Genomic DNA, 16744 nt, shown 5'->3' on the forward strand with positions numbered 1-16744 from the left:
CGAATGGGTGGCTGCGCCAAGGCTAACGGTCATCCGGCATCGGCGCTACAGGCTTTCACTGCACGCTGACGCATCAATCCCAGCAACGCACCCACAGCCAGGATGATCAGCACCGCGCCATAGCCATCGGTGGTCGCGATCAGCCCAAACGAGCGGGTCAGATTCCCCGCCAACAACGACGGCAGGCAGAACGCCAGGTAACTGAGCGCATAAAACGACGACATCAGTCCCGCCCGCTCATGGGACAACGCCAACGGCACGAGGCTGCGCACGGCCCCCAGGAAACCGGCACCGAAACCGCATCCGGCCACCAGCGTACCGATGAAAAACAGCGACAGGCTGGCGCTGTGGACGGCGATCAGGATCAGCACAACGCCGATGGGCAGCAGACTGGCGCCCAGGCGCAGCACTTTGTCCGCTGGCCGATTGCGCAAGGTGTAGATCATCAGCGCACCAGTCACCGTCAACGCCGCGACCGTCGCGCCGCCGATCAGGTTCGAGGTCGAGCCCGTGGCCGTGCGTACCAGCGATGGGGCCAGGGAAGCGAAGAAACCACCCAGCGCCCACACCGCGGTGTTGATCGGCAGCACCGACCACAAAGTCCGCCGCGCCTGGACCGGCACGTGCAAGGTCGGTCGCAGCGACGCCCAGGCGCCCGGTTGCGCGCTGACGCTTTCCGGCAAACGCCAGACGTACAGCGCCTGCATCACGAATAGCGCCAGCAATACCCAGAAGGTCAGTTGCAACGGCAGCGGCGCGAACTCGGCCAACAACCCGCAACCCATCGCCCCGATGGCCATGCCCAGCAACGGCGCCACGCTATTGATCAGCGGCCCTTGCTGGCGATCGGTATCCAGCAGCGCGGCACTTAATACGGCGGTGGCCATCCCGGTGGCGAAGCCCTGAAGCACCCGGGCACTGATCAGCCAAGTGACGCTGTCGGCGTTGATAAACAGCAACATCGCCAGCATGTTCAGCAGGATCGCGGTGAAGATCACCGGTTTGCGCCCGAGGAAATCCGAGAGCGAACCGACGGTCAGCAGCGCTACGAGCAAGCTGAGGGCGTACACGCCGAAGATCAGGGTCAGGGTCGCGGCCGAGAACTGCAACTGCTCCTGATACAGGTGATACAACGGCGTCGGCGCCGTGGAAGCGGCGAGAAAACTGAGTAAAGTGAACGCCAGAAACCACAGGCTTGCACGGTTTGACGTAGGACGAGACATGGGCACACTCCGCAAAAGCTAAGTTTTTGCTTTTGCGGAGTGTGCTACTCGTTAGCGCTTAAAGCAAATTCTTTGTGTTAAGGTCCGCCGCATGGCTATTAGGGACCTGTCATCACTTATTTCCTGCGTCGCGTTGCCACCTGAAAGCGGGCCGGGCAAGGCGCAGTCCGTAGGTAATGTCGTTTCCTTGCCAAGGGCTGCAACGCAGCATGGCCCGCTTTCAGGTGACAACCCGGAGGGCCGGGCCTGCTGTTGCGCAGGCCTGCGTTGCTCGTCGTTCATTTGAAAAAACCAAACCACACTCCTCGCGCCTTGGCCTGCGCAACAGCAGACCCGGCGCGACGCAGGAAATAAGTGATGACAGGTCCTAGTTTACGCCCGGGTGGCCGCAGTGCCCGGGTGCAGGAGTCGGTTCACTCGGCAGTCCGTGCTCTCCTCGAAGAGCAGGACCGCGCGAGCGTGACCGTGCCGCAAATTGCTGCGCGCGCAGGAGTGACGCCGTCGACGATTTATCGACGTTGGGGCGATTTGTCGGTGTTGCTGGCGGACGTCGCCCTCGCCCGCCTGCGCCCCGACAGCGAGCCGGCCAACACCGGCAGCCTGCGCGGTGATTTGCGCGCCTGGGGCGAGCAGTATCTGGATGAGATGAGTTCGGAGCTTGGGCGCAACCTGTTGCGCGATGTGCAATGCAGCTCTACGCCGGGCTTTTGCACGGCGATCATTGGCGGGCAGTTGCAGAGCATTCTGGATCGCTACCCTGACCAGCCGCTGCCGAGCGTTGATCGGCTGATCAACCTGATCGCGGCGCCGACGGTGTTTCGCGTCCTGTTTTCGGCGGCGCCACTGGAGGTTGAAGAGTTGCATCGGTTGATTGAGATGGCGTTGGGTCAGTGAGGCCGCCTTCGCGGGCAAGCCTCGCTCCTACGGATATCATCGTCTGTCGACGATTCGACTTGCGTGCGAAGAGGCCCGCCCAAACACCCAATATCTGCCTGACACAAAACCCTGCGACACCCCGCCACGCCACGACCTTGGTCGACACTGACTAACACGGACGGTCGTGCGAGACTGTCGGTCCGGGCCTTAACCCCGGATGTCTTTTGCCGGGAGTTTCCATGTCGCTGTCCAGCGGGCTGATCGCCGCCGTTGCCCTGGCCTATATGGCCATCATGTTCGCCATCGCCTTTTACGGCGACCGTCGCAGCACGCCGTTGCCGCCGCGGGTGCGTGCGTGGGTGTACAGCCTGTCGCTGGCCGTCTATTGCACAAGCTGGACGTTCTTTGGCGCCGTGGGCCAGGCCGCCGAACAGCTCTGGTCTTTCCTGCCGATCTACCTCGGGCCGATCCTGCTGCTGGTGTGCGCGCCGTGGGTCCTGCAAAAAATGGTGATGATCAGCAAACAGGAGAACATCACCTCCATCGCCGACTTTATCGCCGCGCGCTATGGCAAGTCACAATCGCTGGCGGTGGTGGTGGCGCTGATCTGCCTGGTCGGCGTGTTGCCCTACATTGCGTTGCAGCTCAAGGGCATCGTGCTCGGGGTGAACCTGCTGATCGGCGCCGGAGCCGACGCCATGGGCACGCGCGCCCAGGACACGGCGTTGATCGTGTCCCTGGTGCTGGCGCTGTTCACCATTGTCTTCGGTACCCGCAACCTCGACGCCACCGAACACCACCGCGGCATGGTGCTGGCGATTGCGTTCGAATCGCTGGTCAAGTTGTTCGCGTTTCTCGCGGTCGGTGCGTTCGTGACCTACGGCTTGTACGACGGATTCGACGACCTGTTCGACCAGGCCATGCTCGCCCCGCGCCTGGAAGAGTATTGGAAGGAAACCATCAACTGGCCGTCGATGGTGGTGCAGACCGGCGTCGCGATGATGGCGATCATCTGCCTGCCCCGGCAGTTCCACGTCACGGTGGTGGAGAACATCGAACCTCAAGATCTGCGCCTGGCCAAGTGGGTGTTCCCGGCCTATCTGGCATTGGCCGCTCTGTTTGTAGTCCCGATCGCCCTGGCCGGTCAGATGTTGCTACCGAGTTCCGTACTCCCGGACTCCTTCGTCATCAGCCTGCCGCTGGCCCAGGCCCACCCGGCGCTGGCGCTGCTGGCGTTTATCGGCGGCGCTTCGGCGGCCACGGGCATGGTGATCGTGGCCAGCGTGGCGCTGTCGACCATGGTCTCCAACGACATGTTGTTGCCGTGGCTGCTGCGCCGTAACAATGCAGAGCGTCCCTTCGAAGTGTTCCGCCAGTGGATGCTGTCGGTGCGTCGCGTCACCATCGTGGTGATTTTGCTGTTGGCCTACGTCAGTTATCGCCTGCTCGGCTCCACCGCCAGCCTGGCGACCATCGGCCAGATCGCCTTCGCCGCCGTGACTCAATTGGCCCCGGCGATGCTCGGCGCGCTGTACTGGAAACAGGCCAACCGTCGCGGTGTGTTTGCCGGCCTGGCTGCCGGGACATTCCTGTGGTTCTACACCTTGGTTCTGCCGATTGCCGCCCACAGCCTCGGCTTGTCCCTGAGCACGTTCCCGGGGCTGGCCTGGTTGCACAGCAACCCGCTGCACCTGCCGCTGACCCCGCTGACCCAAGGCGTGGTGTTGTCGCTGGCGGCCAACTTCACGTTGTTTGCCTGGGTCTCGGTGCTGTCGCGCACGCGGGTTTCGGAGCACTGGCAGGCCGGTCGTTTCATTGGCCAGGAAATCAGCGCCCGGCCCAGTGCACGCTCGATGCTGTCGGTGCAAATCGATGATCTGCTGCAACTGGCCGCGCGTTTTGTCGGTGAAGAGCGCGCCCGCCAAAGCTTTATCCGCTTCGCCTATCGCCAGGGCAAAGGCTTCAATCCGAACCAGAACGCCGACGGCGAATGGATCGCGCATACCGAACGTTTGCTCGCCGGTGTGCTCGGCGCTTCTTCGACGCGGGCTGTAGTAAAAGCCGCCATCGAAGGTCGGGAGATGCAGCTTGAAGATGTCGTGCGCATCGCCGATGAAGCGTCGGAAGTGTTGCAGTTCAACCGCGCGTTGCTGCAAGGGGCGATCGAAAACATCACCCAGGGCATCAGCGTGGTCGACCAGTCGTTGAAACTGGTGGCCTGGAACCGGCGCTATCTAGAGTTGTTCAACTACCCGGACGGTTTGATCAGCGTTGGCCGGCCGATTGCCGACATCATTCGCTACAACGCCGAGCGCGGCTTATGCGGCCCGGGCGAAGCGGAAGTCCACGTCGCCCGCCGCCTGCACTGGATGCGTCAGGGCCGTGCCCATACCTCGGAGCGGCTGTTCCCCAATGGTCGCGTGATTGAGCTGATCGGCAACCCGATGCCCGGCGGTGGTTTCGTCATGAGCTTCACTGACATCACCGCGTTCCGCGAAGCCGAGCAGGCGCTGACCGAGGCCAACGAAGGCCTGGAACAACGGGTGACCGAACGGACCCACGAACTCTCGCAACTCAACGTCGCCCTGACCGAAGCCAAAGGCACCGCCGAGTCGGCCAACCAGTCGAAAACTCGTTTTCTGGCGGCGGTCAGCCATGACTTGATGCAGCCGCTGAACGCCGCGCGGCTGTTCTCCGCCGCCCTGACCCATCAGGACGATGGCTTGTCCAGCGAAGCGCAAAAGCTGATTCATCACCTCGACACTTCGTTGCGTTCAGCCGAGGATTTGATCAGCGACCTGCTGGACATTTCCCGCCTGGAAAACGGCAAGATCAACCCCGATCCCAAGCCGTTCGTGCTCAATGAGCTGTTCGATATCCTCGGCGCCGAATTCAAGGCACTGGCGCAGGAACAAGGCCTGAAATTCCGCCTGCGCGGCAGCACGTTGCGGGTCGACAGCGACATCAAGTTGCTGCGACGCATCCTGCAAAACTTCCTGACCAACGCTTTTCGCTACGCCAAAGGCCCGGTGCTGCTGGGGGTTCGGCGGCGCAAGGGCGAACTGTGCCTGGAAGTCTGGGACCGTGGCCCGGGGATTGCGGAAGATAAACGGCAAGTGATTTTCGAAGAGTTCAAACGCCTCGACAGCCACCAGACCCGCGCCGAGAAGGGCCTGGGCCTGGGCCTGGCGATTGCCGACGGCTTGTGCCGGGTGCTCGGCCATACCTTGCAGGTGCGTTCCTGGCCGGGGCACGGCAGCGTATTCAGCGTCAGCGTGCCGCTGGCCCGGGCGCAGACCGTGGTGCCGAACACGGTGTTCGAACTCAACGGCAAATTGCCGACAGGTGCGCAGGTGCTGTGCATCGATAACGAAGACAGCATTTTGATTGGCATGAACAGCCTGCTGACGCGCTGGGGTTGCCAGGTCTGGACTGCGCGCAACCGTGAAGAATGCGCAACGTTGCTCGATGACGGGATGCGGCCGCAGTTGGCCCTGGTGGATTACCACCTGGACGATGGCGAAACCGGGACCGAGTTGATGGCGTGGCTGCGCACGCGATTGGGTGAGCCGGTGCCGGGGGTGGTGATCAGTGCCGACGGGCGCCCGGAAATGGTGGCGCAGGTGCATGCGGCGGGGCTGGATTATCTGGCCAAACCGGTGAAACCGGCGGCGTTGCGGGCGTTATTGAGTCGGCATTTGCCGTTGTGAATGAGGCCTAAAAAACAACCCAAAACCTGTGGCGAGGGAGCTTGCTCCCGCTGGGCTGCGAAGCAGCCCCAATTCCTGCCACTATGACTGCCAGGCACATCGCGCTGACTGCTTTACGACTGCTGCGCAGCCGAGCGGGAGCAAGCTCCCTCGCCACAAAAGCGGTTACTCGGGTAGCTCAGCCAACCCATCCACATCGGTCATCGCCCGTTCCAGCAGATCCGCCGGCAAACTCTTGCTCGCCCGCGCGCCCAGCAACTTCAATTGCTCGCTACGGCTGACCAGGTTGCCGCGCCCTTCCGTCAGCTTGTTGCGCGCCGAGCTGTAGGCTTTATCCAGTTGCTGCAAGCGATTGCCGACTTCGTCCAGGTCCTGGATGAACAACACGAACTTGTCGTACAGCCACCCCGCCCGCTCGGCGATTTCCCGGGCGTTCTGGGTCTGGCGTTCCTGTTTCCACAGGCTGTCGATGACGCGCAGCGTGGCGAGCAAGGTGGTCGGGCTGACGATCACGATGTTGCGGTCGAAGGCTTCCTGGAACAGCGTCGGCTCGGCCTGCAATGCCGCGGAAAATGCCGCTTCAATCGGTACGAACAACAAAACGAAATCCAGGCTGTGCAAGCCGTCCAGTCGCTTGTAATCCTTGCCGGACAAGCCTTTGACGTGATTGCGCAGGGACAGCACGTGCTGCTTGATCGCGATCTGGCCGATGGCATCGTCTTCGGCCGCAACGTATTGCTGATAGGCCGTGAGGCTGACTTTGGAGTCGACCACCACTTGTTTGTCGCCGGGCAGGTAAATGATCACGTCCGGCTGGAAACGCTCGCCGTCCGGGCCTTTGAGGGTGACTTGGGTCTGGTACTCGCGGCCCTTCTCCAGACCGGCGTGTTCAAGCACGCGTTCGAGAATCAACTCGCCCCAGTTGCCTTGAGTCTTCTGTCCTTTCAAGGCACGGGTCAGGTTGGTCGCTTCGTCGCTCAGGCGCAGGTTCAACTGCTGCAAGCGCTCCAGCTCCTTGGCCAGGGAAAAGCGCTCGCGGGCCTCGGCTTGATAGCTTTCTTCGACGCGTTTTTCGAAGGACTGAATGCGTTCTTTCAACGGATCGAGCAACTGCCCCAGGCGCTGCTGACTGGTTTCGGCAAATCGCTGCTCACGCTCGTCGAAGATCTTGCCCGCCAGTTCGGCGAACTGCGCCCGCAACTCATCGCGCGAGCCCTGGAGGTCGTTGAGGCGCTGCTGATGGCTTTCCTGCTGCTCGCGCAGCTCGGCGTTGAGGGAGGCGGCTTGCGCGTCCAGGCGACGCAACTCAGCCTCTTTGCCGGCGCGCTCGATATTCCAGGCGTGGGCAGCGTCGCGGGCATCGTCGCGTTCGATTTGCAGCAGTTCGACTTCACGGCGCAGCGCAGCAAGATCAGCTTGCTTGGTGGAGTTGGCCTGGCTCAGATCGCCGATTTCGTCACGGCACGCATCGAGCTGGGCGTTCAAGCCGTCCTGGGCCAATTGGGCCATGGCCAGCCGCTCTTCCAGCAACGCCACGTCCGCCTGCCCGACGCTGGCCCGGCGCTGGATTTGCCAGGCCAGTGCCAGCAATGGCAATGCTGCCCCTGCCAGACCGAGCAAGATGCTGGTCAAGTCGATAGCCATAGCCACTCCTGCCGTTGAGATAAAGCTTGAAGGTTAACCAAGGCGTCAGGTCTTGGACAGCTCAGTCTTCGGTCAGCCCCAATTCCCGCTGGGCGCGGCGGTCACCGGCGCGGGCGGCCTGGCGCAACATGTCGTGCCCGATGCGCCGATCCCGGGCGTTACCGCACTCGCGGCACATCAATTGACCCAGACGGCTTTGCGCAGCGACCACACCTTCGCGGGCCGGTTGCTTGAGCAATCGTCCGGCAAAGTGTTTGACGTTGGGGTTATCGCCCAGGCGCGGGCTGTCCAGAAGCCACTCGGCCACACGCAGGGAAAAGCGCTTGGTTGGGGTAACAACAGGGGGTGTTGCGGTAACAGCGGTTGATACTGAGCGAAACTTCATAAAGCACTGTGGGGCAGATCGGAAGGCGCGCCACTCTACTCTTTTTTTCGTACAGGTAAAGTCGAAAAAACCCGGCACGCCCGTCCTAGAGCAAGCGCTTGGGACAATCCACAGAAGCTGTGGATAACTCAGTGGACAACCCACCTTGAACTCTCGCAAAGCCCTGTGGAATGGGGCTCGCAGTCAAACTGACGATTTTTTCACCAGTAAAAAAAAGCGATGTTTTTCATTGACTTAAATTTTCATTACAGGCACCTACCGGGTTTGATGCCAAGGTGACAGCGGCGTGACAGTCTGCGCAACTAATGTGCACAAGTACCTTCGCGGTGGTTATATCGATGCACTTTTTCGGCGCATTTTGCAGCCAAGCCTGGGGATAAGCCTGACTGGCGCATGGCCCCGTAGCCGCTGCCGAGCGACGCGAGGCTGCGTTCGACTGCTTCGCTGCCGCTACAAGCCTGAAGAAAACTTTTTTTGCTGACACACTTCCTTTCTCAAATTCAATCCGTTAGTATCCGCAGCGTTAGTACCAAGCTGAAAGTCAATTCTGGTCGAACAAATCCCCCCGGTCAGCCTTCCCTTAGAGAAGCCTCCACCGACAAAGCGGGATCGACCACCTCGATGGTTTCCAGGTAAACCTTGTGTCAACACTGCCTTTGAAATGAATGCAAAGGGTGTTGCGAAGCTCACTTACTCTGACCGAACCAGCCTGCAAATTGATCAGGATCTTCACCCCGGGCCCAGAACCTTTGCCCTTGATGTGTTGCCTGCCCTCCTAAGTACCTACCTGCCAGCCCAAGCGCGCCAATTATCAGCGCTTCAAACTGTCTGCTTTGTTCCAGTCGGGTTCTTCGTTCGACCAACGGTGGTCGTCGTCACTGGAACGTTTAAATTTTGCACGGCTCTTACTCCGTGTCGCTTGTAGGAACACCTAATAATGTCTACTCAAATCCACACTCAGGATGCCATTCGCACCCTAACCAACGCTTTTGCACCAATGAATTGCCTGATCATGGCCGCTCGCAAAGGCTGCTTCAGCTTCACTCTGGTCAACGAACACGGCATCGCTCGTCACAGCGAACGCCTGTACCCCGATCAATACTCCAGCGCTGAACCGCTGCAGGCCGTGATCGATCGTACTCGCCAGGCACTGGTTGCCTGAGACGCCAGAAAGACTGAAAACCGCAAAAGCCCTGCTCAAAAAGCGGGGCTTTTTATTGCCTGATATTTCTCTTTTCTCCCCCTCGGCCTAAGTACTAACCGATATAACGGTTATAACTGGCTGCCGGAAATATTTTAAAAACAGGCCTTTACGGCGCGAATATGACACTACACTTCAACTCAAGCGGCTTGATCCGCTTCCGGCGAGCCTGAGTCGATTCACTGCTGCCAAAGCCCCCCCATTCAGGTATCGCCGCCCATTTCATGTTTCGAGGGCTTTATGGGTATCGCTGCCAGCGAACTGTGCCGTTATGTGATTCGCCCGACCTTGATCTACCTCGGGCGCCATAGCGCAACTGCCGAATCCCTGCTGCTGGGCATCGCCGCCAGCCAGTCAGCCCTTGGCTCCGCCCTGCATGACCGCCGTGGACATGGCCTGTATAGAATCGCCGAACCCCGCCACCGTGCCCTCTGGGATCACTACCTGGCCCTCGACCCTGAACGGGCGAGCCTGGTGCGTGGCCTGGCCAGCCAGCACGCCTTTTTAAGCAGTCCGCACCTGGAATTGACCGTCAACCTGCGTTACGCCACCGCCATCGCCTGGCTGTTGGTAGAAGAACAAAACACTCCCCTCCCCGATCCCGATGATGTGCTGGGCATGGCCCGAATCTGGCGCCAGACCTTCCAGCCCCAGGGACGCCTGCGCGACTTCACTTGTGCCTGGCAGACCTGTGTTTCATCGCTGAATCAGGTCGCTTGCTGACCACCCGGTTGCACAAGATCCCACAACCGGTAGCGATTCTGGTCTGATTGTCCTACAAAACCGCTCTAACTCAACCCATACAGGCTATAGCGCTGGGACGAAAATGTTGGTAATTTTCGCCCCGGTGATCACCAGGAGTTCTAATAATGAAAAAAGTAATGCTCAAAACCACCCTTAGCCTCGCCGTTACCTTGGCATCCACCCAGCTCTTCGCAAGTGGCTTCGCCATCAACGAACAAAGCATCAGCGGTATGGGTACAGGTTTTGCCGGGCGATCTTCATCTGCCGATGACGCAAGCACAATTTTTGGCAACCCTGCCGGCATGTCGCGCATCAAGCGCGAACAAGTGACCGGCGGCGCTGCAATGCTCGATGCACACACCGATATCAGCAAGTCCAGCTCCAGCCCTAACGGCGGCAGCCACGACGGCGACATGGTGCCGTTCATCGCCGTACCGATGGGCTACTACGTCAAGCCTATCGATGACAAATGGGCAGTCGGTGTTGGCGTGTACGCACCGTTCGGTCTGGTGACCGATTACGAGCACGGTTTTGCCGGCCGCTACTTCGGCAGCACCAGCGATGTAAAAGTCGTGACCCTGCAACCGACCGTGAGCTACGCCTTCAACGACAAGGTGTCGATCGGTTTCGGTCCGACCATCAACCGTATCGACGGCAAGCTGGAATCGAACCTGTCGATTACCCAAGCAGCTCCAGATGGTGAAGTGAAGATCAAAGGCGACGACACCGCGCTGGGCTACAACATCGGTGTACTGGTTCAAGCCACCGACAGCACTCGTGTCGGCCTGACTTACCACTCGAAAGTGAAGTACAAGCTGGAAGGCAACACCAAGGTCAACTACGGCGTCCTCGCTGCCGTGGGCCAGAACCCAAGCCAGAAGTACGACGCATCGCTGGACCTGACCACCCCTGAATCGGTGGACTTCTCGGTTACTCATCAGCTCGACGACAAGTGGACCCTGTACGCAGGCAGCACCTGGACGCGCTGGAGCCGCCTGAAAGAAATCACCGTCGAAAACAAAGGTGTTCCGGCCATCCTCAACGGTCAATTCGGTTCGATTACCGAAGAACAGAACTGGCACGACACCTGGGCTCACGCCATCGGCGCGTCCTACCAGCTGAACAAGGAATGGGTACTGCGTACCGGCCTGTCCTTCGACCAGGCACCGACCAACAACGTCGACCGTTCCCCACGTATCCCGACTGGCGATCGCAAGATTTTCAGCCTGGGCGCCGGCTGGAGCCCGACCGACGACCTGACCATCGACGTGGCGTACTCGTACCTGCGTGAAGAGTCGGTCAAGGTCGCCAACAGCAACGATCGTGGCCAGAGCTACGACGCCAAGTATCAAAACTATGCAAACGGTTTTGGTGTAGGCGCGACCTACCGCTTCTGATGATTCAAGGCGAGCCTGAATCGCTCGCTGCCTGAATCGAAAAAGCCCCGCTCTCTTGTCCAGAGGCGGGGCTTTTTAGTGGGCGTCGATCAGGGTTTCGAGGCCAGGGCTTTTTCGACGGCTTCGATGAACTCAGGGTCGTCGGGCTTGGTCAGGCTGGAGAAATTGGCAATCACCTTGCCCTGGCGATCAACCACATACTTGTAGAAATTCCACTTCGGCGCGCTGCTTTGCTCGGCGAGGATTTTGAACAAGTGAGTCGCGTCGGCACCGCGAACGTTCTGCGGCTCGGTCATGGTGAAGGTCACGCCGTAGTTGACGTAGCAGACCTTGGCGGTCTCAGCGCCGTCCTTGGCCTCTTGCTTGAAGTCATTGGACGGAACGCCGATCACCTCCAGCCCTTGGTCCTTGTAGCGCTGATACAGCGCCTCAAGGCCTTTGAACTGTGGGGCAAACCCGCAGAAGCTCGCGGTGTTGACCACCACCAGCGGCTTGCCGGCGAAACGCTGGCACAGATCGATGGATTCCTTGGCGCGCAACTTGGGCAACGAGCCCTGCAACAGCTCCGGACAATCGGCCGCTTGCGCCAGCCCGGTGAACGCCATCAGCAACGCGGGGACTGCAAGCCAGCGTTTGAGCATGTCGGTACATCCTTGAGAAGTCGTCAGAAGGTGACGTTACTCGCCCTCGCAACCCCCTAGCAAGCACCCATGCCCAGCTGCATCAACGCCAGCCCGCCCTGGTGCCAGCCCCACCACGCCAGGGCCAGCAACAAGGCGCCGCCGGCGGCGACAATGATCCGTGGCCAGAGACTGTTCATATCGCACTCATTTGGGTTTGCAACCGCGCCACCGGCCGCTCGCGCACTGGCCAGTTCAGGGCGGCTGCCAACAGGCTCAAGAGTATCGCCACTTGCCAGATCAAGTCGTAGCTCCCCATCCGGTCATACACCACACCGCCCAACCAGCCACCGAGGAACGAGCCGAGCTGGTGGAACAGGAACACAATCCCACCGAGCATGGACAGGTTTCGCACACCGAACAAGGTCGCCACGGTGCCGTTGGTCAATGGCACCGTGGACAGCCACAGGAAGCCCATGGCCATGCCGAACAAGTACGCCGTAGTCGTCGTGACCGGCGCCCACAGGAACAACCCGATCACCACCGCCCGCAGCAGGTACAAACCGGTAAGCAAACGCGGCTTGGACATCCGCCCGCCGAGCCAGCCTGCCGTATACGTCCCGAAGATATTGAACAACCCGATCAACGCCAGCACCGTGGTGCCGACGCTGGCCGGCAGGTGTTGGTCCACCAGATAGGCCGGCAGGTGCACGCCGATGAACACCACCTGGAAACCGCAGACAAAAAAGCCGAACGCCAGCAGCCAGAACCCGGAGTGGGAACAGGCTTCACGCAAGGCTTCGGACAGGGTTTGTTCATGCCCGAGGGTCGGCAATGGCGTGTCCTTGAGCATGCTCACCAGCGGCACGATAAGCGCCACCAACAGGCCCAGCACCAACAACGCGGCGGACCAGCCGAGCCAGCCGATCAACCCCAACGTACCGGGCAACATGGCGAACTGGCCGAAAGAACCGGCGGCGCTGGCAATGCCCATGCCCATGCTGCGTTTCTCCGGCGGCACCGCGCGACCGACCACGCCGAGGATCACCGAGAACGACGTACCGGACAAGCCGATGCCGATCAGCAGGCCGGCGCTCAGGGACAAGGTCACGCCCGAGTCGGCAAAGCCCATGCAGATCAAGCCCACGGCGTACAACACGCCACCGACCAGCACCACTTTGGCTGCGCCGAAGCGGTCAGCCAAAGCACCGGTAAACGGCTGCGCCAGGCCCCAGATCAGGTTCTGCAAGGCGATGGCAAAGGCAAACGTCTCACGGCCCCAGCCGAACTCGGCACTCATGGGCGCCAGGAACAGCCCGAAGCCGTGGCGCACGCCCAAGGACAACGCGAGTATCAGCGCACTCCCCACCAATACCCAACCGCAAGTACGCCACATCGATGTCATTCTTATTCTCCGGTAGCGGGTATATACCCGCTTAAGATCGAAAAAACCGGCCTCAAGCCAGTTCGTTCAGCAATTTGAGCAAGGTTTCACGTTTTTCGGCGCCCAGCCGATCGATCAACCGTTGCTGCGCCGCTTCCCACGCCGGCAAAGCGGCTGCCAGGCGTTCGGCGCCGGCCTCGGTGAGCCTCACGATGCGATTGCGCATGTCCTCGCCCTCGACCATCGCCACCAGCCCTTCGCCCTCCAGCACCCGCAGATTGCGCCCGAGGGTGCTGCGGTCCAGGCCCATGGCCTCGGCCAGGGTGGAAATACTCGGTTGATCCAGTCGCTGCAGGTTACACAGCAAAGAATACTGGGCGACGTTGATCCCGAAGCCGTCGAGAGCGCCGTCGTAATGCCTGCTGACGCCACGGGCGGCGCGACGCAGGTTGGTGCATAAACATTGAGAGTCGAGCATGGTGCGTGTATATACCCGCGGTTGAATGAAAGCAAATTTTTGATACATCTGGCCCCGTAGGAGCGAGGCTTGCCCGCGAAGAACGCACCGCGGTATCGCAGGCACACCGCGTTATCGTTCTTCGCGGGCAAGCCTCGCTCCTACGGGAGCAGCGCTAATCCAACGAGCAGCGTCATTTCCAGCAATTCCAACAACGCCCCCGCCGTATCGCCGGTGGTGCCGCCCAATCGCCGCATCATCACCTGCCGCAACCAGACAAACACCACCGTCGCCAGCGCGAGCGCCACCAGGCCGTTGAAAAGGCCGGCGATCAACACGCAAACCAGCGCACTGACCGCCAACACCTGCCAACCGGCCTGACGCGGCAGATGATCCGCCAACGCCTGCCCCAACCCGCCGGCGCGCACATAAGGCGTGGTCAGGAACAACCCCAACAACGCCGCCCGCCCGATCAACGGAACGATGACCAGTACAACGCCGTGCCCCTGCTCGATCAACGCCAGCAACGCGGCAAATTTCAGCAGCAACACCAACACCAGCGTCACCACCGCGATCGGACCGCTGCGTGGATCTTTCATGATGGTCAGGGTGCGTTCGCGATCACCAAATCCACCGAGCCAGGCATCGGCGCTGTCGGCCAGGCCATCCAGGTGCAACGCGCCGCTGAGCAAGACCCAAACCGTCAGCAGTAGCGCGGCGTGCAACAACAGCGGCGCGCCCGACAACAGCCCGTTCAACGCCCACAACAAACCGCCGAACAGCAGGCCGACCAGCGGATAAAACAGCAGCGAACGCCCCAACGCCTGAGGCGCCGGCATGCCCGGCAGACGAATCGGCAGGCTGCTCAAAAATTGCAGGGCGATCCAGAACGGCAACATGATCAGAGCGCTTCCCGTAACAACGGGCCGGCGCCGACCGTCAGCGAATGCAACGAAGCGTGGGCGACTTCAACGTTGAGCAACTGCTCGCGGGGCAAGCCACGGGCCTGGGCCAGCAGCAACTTCATGACGCCGCCATGGGTGATCAGCAATACCCGCTCGCCGGCATAGGCCGCGTGCAGCCGCTCGACCGCCGCCAATACTCGCGCAGAAAAGTCCGCCACTGGCTCGGCTTCGGGCGGGGTAAAGGAATACGGATCGGTCCAGAACCGCCCCAACGCTTCGGCACTGGTTTGCATCAGCACCGCCGTGCTCTGTCCTTCCCACGCGCCGAAATGCAGTTCTTGCAGGTCTTTTTCCAGCTGCACCGGCAGGCCGAGTTGCGCGCCAATTTCTTCGGCAAACCGCGCACAGCGCTGCAACGGCGAGCTGACCAGACGATCCCACGGCCCCTGCCCGATCACTGCCGCACGTAACTGCGCCCAGCCCTTGTCGGTCAGCGCGTCGTCGAGGCTGCCACGCAAGCCGCCACCGAGCTCGGTCTCGCCGTGGCGCAAAAGATCCAGGCGCAAAGTCATGCCGGACGGTCCGCCACGGCCGCTTCAGCGAAGGTCGCCATCTGCCCATGAAGATCGCAGGCCAGGCGCAACAACGGCACCGCCAACGCCGCCCCACTGCCCTCGCCCAGACGCAGACCCAGATCCAGCAACGGCTCGGCGTTCAGGGTTTCCAGCACGTGACGATGGCCCGGCTCGGCGCCGCGATGGCCGAACAGCAGCCACTCGCGGCACTCTGGATTCAAACGCACCGCCACCAACGCGGCGACGCTGCAAATAAAGCCGTCCACCAACACCGCCACACCTTCCTGGGCGCAGGCGAGATAGGCACCGACCAACGCCGCAATCTCAAACCCACCGAGGTTGAACAGGGTTTGCAGCGCATCGCCGCGTTGAGCGCCGTGCAACGCCAATGCGCGTTCAATCACTTGCGCCTTATGGCTGACACCCGCCGCGTTCAACCCGGTGCCCGGCCCGGTCAGGTGTACCACCGGGCAATCCAGCAACGCGCAAGCCAGGGCGCTGGCGGCGGTGGTGTTGCCGATGCCCATTTCGCCGCCGATGAACAATTGCGCACCGCTGGCAATGGCGCGTAATACGCTGTCGCGACCGGCCTGCATCGCCCGTTCGCCTTGAGCGACGGTCATGGCCGGGCCGTTCACAAAGTTGGCCGTGCCGGGGCCGACGTTCAGATGGCGCACGCCAGGCAGGTTCAACGACGGTGTGACAGTGCCGAGATCGACCACTTCCAGTTGCGCGCCCAACTGCCGCGCCAACACGCTGATCGCCGCGCCGCCGGTGACGAAGTTGTGCAGCATCTGCCCGGTGACTTCCTGGGGAAACGCCGACACCCCTTCCGCGACCACGCCATGGTCACCGGCAAAAATCGCGATCCACAGCTGATCGAGGCTCGGCTTGACCTGTCCCTGCAACCCGGCCAGTTGCACCGCTACCGCTTCCAGCCGACCGAGGGAGCCGGCCGGTTTGGTCAGTTGCTGTTGCCGGGCCTCGGCCTGTTCGACGACGGCCACATCGATCGGCTTGCACGGGTTCAGCCACCAGGATTGAGTCATAACGCAGTACCTTTCAGAGTCAAGGGCAGGCCGGCGACGGTCAGGACAACACGCTGACAGCGCTCAGCCAAGGCTTGATGCAGCCAACCGGCTTCATCGACATAGCGGCGAGTCAGTTCGCCCAGCGGCACGACACCCATTCCGGTCTCGTTGCTGACAAAAATGATTTCACCCGGCAGCGAGGCCAGGCAGTCCAGCAAGGCATCGCGCTCGGCCATCAGGCGCTCGGGGGTATCGAGCATCAGCAGATTGGTCAGCCACAGGGTCAGGCAATCCACCAGCAGGCAACGCTCGGCGCGGGCGCTTTCGCGCAGGACGCGGGCCAGTTCCAGGGGTTCTTCGATCAGCGCCCATTCGGCGGGGCGACGGGCGCGGTGATGGGCGACCCGTTCGTTCATCTCGCCGTCCAAAGGTTGGCTGGTGGCGATGTAGGTGACCTGGAGTCGACTGTCGGTGGCGAGTTTTTCAGCCAGGCGGCTTTTGCCGGAGCGGGCGCCGCCGAGGATTAGTTGGAGCATGGTTCATTCCTTAAAATCGTCGGTGTTGTTGCGGGCCTCTTCGCGGGCAAGCCTCG

General features: G+C 61.3%; 16 protein-coding genes. 5 read left to right on the plus strand and 11 right to left on the minus strand.

The annotated features are described in order from the left end of the window. Window positions 1–29 precede the first annotated feature (29 nt). Window positions 30–1223, minus strand: a complete 1194-nt coding sequence (locus ACZ89E_RS13920) for an MFS transporter (protein ID WP_476255881.1) — start codon at window positions 1221–1223, stop codon at window positions 30–32. A gap of 357 nt (window positions 1224–1580) precedes the next feature. Between ACZ89E_RS13920 and ACZ89E_RS13925 the strand changes: the two genes are divergently transcribed. Continuing rightward, on the plus strand, window positions 1581–2117 hold the full coding sequence (locus ACZ89E_RS13925; protein ID WP_476255882.1) for a TetR/AcrR family transcriptional regulator: 537 nt from the start codon (window positions 1581–1583) through the stop codon (window positions 2115–2117). 221 nt (window positions 2118–2338) lie between these two features. Beyond that, window positions 2339–5809: a hybrid sensor histidine kinase/response regulator gene (locus ACZ89E_RS13930; RefSeq protein ID WP_476255883.1), complete on the plus strand. Its 3471-nt coding sequence runs from the start codon at window positions 2339–2341 to the stop codon at window positions 5807–5809. Window positions 5810–5974: 165 nt separating this feature from the next. Here the strand turns inward: ACZ89E_RS13930 and ACZ89E_RS13935 are convergent, their stop codons facing one another. Continuing rightward, on the minus strand, window positions 5975–7339 hold the full coding sequence (locus tag ACZ89E_RS13935) for a DNA recombination protein RmuC (protein ID WP_169374230.1): 1365 nt from the start codon (window positions 7337–7339) through the stop codon (window positions 5975–5977). A 175-nt stretch (window positions 7340–7514) separates the two neighbouring features. Continuing rightward, complete coding sequence (locus tag ACZ89E_RS13940) at window positions 7515–7838, minus strand: SEL1-like repeat protein (RefSeq protein ID WP_149656933.1); 324 nt, start codon at window positions 7836–7838, stop codon at window positions 7515–7517. A 937-nt stretch (window positions 7839–8775) separates the two neighbouring features. On the opposite strand from ACZ89E_RS13940, the gene ACZ89E_RS13945 reads away from it, so the two are divergent. The 3 genes from ACZ89E_RS13945 to ACZ89E_RS13955 all read left to right on the plus strand — a co-directional run bounded on the left by ACZ89E_RS13945 (window position 8776) and on the right by ACZ89E_RS13955 (window position 11180). Further along, on the plus strand, window positions 8776–9000 hold the full coding sequence (locus ACZ89E_RS13945; protein WP_003214941.1) for a hypothetical protein: 225 nt from the start codon (window positions 8776–8778) through the stop codon (window positions 8998–9000). A gap of 279 nt (window positions 9001–9279) precedes the next feature. Continuing rightward, window positions 9280–9762: a hypothetical protein gene (locus ACZ89E_RS13950; protein ID WP_133836569.1), complete on the plus strand. Its 483-nt coding sequence runs from the start codon at window positions 9280–9282 to the stop codon at window positions 9760–9762. Window positions 9763–9908: 146 nt separating this feature from the next. After that, complete coding sequence (locus tag ACZ89E_RS13955; protein WP_149656934.1) at window positions 9909–11180, plus strand: OmpP1/FadL family transporter; 1272 nt, start codon at window positions 9909–9911, stop codon at window positions 11178–11180. Window positions 11181–11269: 89 nt separating this feature from the next. Here the strand turns inward: ACZ89E_RS13955 and ACZ89E_RS13960 are convergent, their stop codons facing one another. The 8 genes from ACZ89E_RS13960 to cobU all read right to left on the minus strand — a co-directional run bounded on the left by ACZ89E_RS13960 (window position 11270) and on the right by cobU (window position 16688). Beyond that, window positions 11270–11821 carry a glutathione peroxidase gene (locus tag ACZ89E_RS13960; protein WP_149656935.1) on the minus strand — a complete coding sequence of 184 codons (552 nt, stop codon included), beginning with the start codon at window positions 11819–11821 and terminating at the stop codon, window positions 11270–11272. Window positions 11822–11877: 56 nt separating this feature from the next. Next, window positions 11878–12000: a hypothetical protein gene (locus ACZ89E_RS13965; protein ID WP_256672180.1), complete on the minus strand. Its 123-nt coding sequence runs from the start codon at window positions 11998–12000 to the stop codon at window positions 11878–11880. Next, the gene (locus ACZ89E_RS13970) at window positions 11997–13205 is read right to left on the minus strand and encodes an MFS transporter (RefSeq protein ID WP_149656936.1); all 1209 of its coding nucleotides are present in this window, start codon (window positions 13203–13205) and stop codon (window positions 11997–11999) included. Before ACZ89E_RS13970 ends, ACZ89E_RS13965 begins: the two co-directional genes overlap by 4 nt. Before the next feature lie 52 nt (window positions 13206–13257). Further along, complete coding sequence (locus ACZ89E_RS13975; protein ID WP_476255884.1) at window positions 13258–13662, minus strand: MarR family winged helix-turn-helix transcriptional regulator; 405 nt, start codon at window positions 13660–13662, stop codon at window positions 13258–13260. Window positions 13663–13802: 140 nt separating this feature from the next. After that, a complete protein-coding gene (locus tag ACZ89E_RS13980) occupies window positions 13803–14540 on the minus strand; it encodes an adenosylcobinamide-GDP ribazoletransferase (protein ID WP_476255885.1) in 738 nt (245 codons plus the stop codon). A 2-nt stretch (window positions 14541–14542) separates the two neighbouring features. Beyond that, window positions 14543–15118 carry an alpha-ribazole phosphatase family protein gene (cobC, locus tag ACZ89E_RS13985; protein ID WP_149656939.1) on the minus strand — a complete coding sequence of 192 codons (576 nt, stop codon included), beginning with the start codon at window positions 15116–15118 and terminating at the stop codon, window positions 14543–14545. After that, window positions 15115–16170: a nicotinate-nucleotide--dimethylbenzimidazole phosphoribosyltransferase gene (gene cobT / locus ACZ89E_RS13990; RefSeq protein WP_476255886.1), complete on the minus strand. Its 1056-nt coding sequence runs from the start codon at window positions 16168–16170 to the stop codon at window positions 15115–15117. Before cobT ends, cobC begins: the two co-directional genes overlap by 4 nt. Beyond that, the gene (gene cobU / locus ACZ89E_RS13995; RefSeq protein ID WP_476255887.1) at window positions 16167–16688 is read right to left on the minus strand and encodes a bifunctional adenosylcobinamide kinase/adenosylcobinamide-phosphate guanylyltransferase; all 522 of its coding nucleotides are present in this window, start codon (window positions 16686–16688) and stop codon (window positions 16167–16169) included. The genes cobT and cobU overlap by 4 nt, the downstream gene beginning before the upstream one ends. Between the last annotated feature and the right edge of the window lie 56 nt (window positions 16689–16744).

The organism is Pseudomonas sp. TE3899 (assembly GCF_056279105.1).

Bases quoted from the DNA above. Each gene is read 5' to 3' on its own strand.
- ACZ89E_RS13930 (WP_476255883.1), top strand. From the start codon at position 2,339: ATGTCGCTGTCCAGCGGGCTGATCGCCGCCGTTGCCCTGGCCTATATG.
- ACZ89E_RS13980 (WP_476255885.1), bottom strand. From the start codon at position 14,540: ATGTTGCCGTTCTGGATCGCCCTGCAATTTTTGAGCAGCCTGCCGATT.
- ACZ89E_RS13925 (WP_476255882.1), top strand. From the start codon at position 1,581: ATGACAGGTCCTAGTTTACGCCCGGGTGGCCGCAGTGCCCGGGTGCAG.
- cobC (WP_149656939.1), bottom strand. From the start codon at position 15,118: ATGACTTTGCGCCTGGATCTTTTGCGCCACGGCGAGACCGAGCTCGGT.
- ACZ89E_RS13940 (WP_149656933.1), bottom strand. From the start codon at position 7,838: ATGAAGTTTCGCTCAGTATCAACCGCTGTTACCGCAACACCCCCTGTT.
- ACZ89E_RS13965 (WP_256672180.1), bottom strand. From the start codon at position 12,000: ATGAACAGTCTCTGGCCACGGATCATTGTCGCCGCCGGCGGCGCCTTG.
- ACZ89E_RS13955 (WP_149656934.1), top strand. From the start codon at position 9,909: ATGAAAAAAGTAATGCTCAAAACCACCCTTAGCCTCGCCGTTACCTTG.
- ACZ89E_RS13950 (WP_133836569.1), top strand. From the start codon at position 9,280: ATGGGTATCGCTGCCAGCGAACTGTGCCGTTATGTGATTCGCCCGACC.
- ACZ89E_RS13970 (WP_149656936.1), bottom strand. From the start codon at position 13,205: ATGACATCGATGTGGCGTACTTGCGGTTGGGTATTGGTGGGGAGTGCG.
- ACZ89E_RS13945 (WP_003214941.1), top strand. From the start codon at position 8,776: ATGTCTACTCAAATCCACACTCAGGATGCCATTCGCACCCTAACCAAC.
- ACZ89E_RS13960 (WP_149656935.1), bottom strand. From the start codon at position 11,821: ATGCTCAAACGCTGGCTTGCAGTCCCCGCGTTGCTGATGGCGTTCACC.
- ACZ89E_RS13920 (WP_476255881.1), bottom strand. From the start codon at position 1,223: ATGTCTCGTCCTACGTCAAACCGTGCAAGCCTGTGGTTTCTGGCGTTC.
- ACZ89E_RS13975 (WP_476255884.1), bottom strand. From the start codon at position 13,662: ATGCTCGACTCTCAATGTTTATGCACCAACCTGCGTCGCGCCGCCCGT.
- cobU (WP_476255887.1), bottom strand. From the start codon at position 16,688: ATGCTCCAACTAATCCTCGGCGGCGCCCGCTCCGGCAAAAGCCGCCTG.
- cobT (WP_476255886.1), bottom strand. From the start codon at position 16,170: ATGACTCAATCCTGGTGGCTGAACCCGTGCAAGCCGATCGATGTGGCC.